Annotated in this window: 1 pseudogene; it reads right to left on the bottom strand. The window is 38.3% G+C overall.

Features of this window, described 5'->3' with window-relative positions:
- A pseudogene (gene glpT, locus AB4653_RS28915) lies at window positions 1-241 on the bottom strand (glycerol-3-phosphate transporter); the annotation flags it as partial.
- Between the last annotated feature and the right edge of the window lie 320 nt (window positions 242-561).

The raw sequence follows: 561 nt of genomic DNA, 5'->3' as shown, positions 1-561 counted from the left end.
ACTTAGATAAGCCGTAAGCGATAGATACCGCCGCTAATGCAACCCCTAGTTCTCCGCGGCTAAAACCTTGTTCAATGAGATAAGGCATCGCCAAACTAAAGTTTTTACGGACTAAGTAATACCCCGCATAGCCAACGAAGATGCCGAGAAACAGCTGCCATCGTAGTCGTGTGTAGGTGCTATCGATCTTATCTGATGACAAGCGATCGATATGCGCCATAGGTTTGAATATTCCAAACATAGGAACCTCATAATTATTGGGCGAAGGAAGAGTTTAAATGCTCGAACGAAAAAATTAGCGCTTATTCGAAATCAAGGGAATTGTATGTGCTTCAGGATTAATTTCTGTGATAGAGGTGGTTATTAACAAAAAATAACTTTAAATACAGCATATTAGTTTCATTTAATTAGACTGCGCTTCATATTTTTGTTTGTGTTGTTCTTGAGTGCAGAGTGCGCTTGTATAGAAAACTATCTTTCGAGTGAGCAAATATCGAACTTTTCAAACAAGGATATGCAATTAAGTTAAACAATTGTAAACAGAATCAACCTCTTTGCACC

It is taken from the genome of Vibrio sp. 10N.222.48.A3 (assembly GCF_041475345.1).
GTDB classification, from domain to species: domain Bacteria; phylum Pseudomonadota; class Gammaproteobacteria; order Enterobacterales; family Vibrionaceae; genus Vibrio; species Vibrio tasmaniensis_A.
The sequence above is the reverse complement of the archived record's forward strand: the minus strand, read 5'-3'. Positions and strand labels throughout refer to the sequence as shown.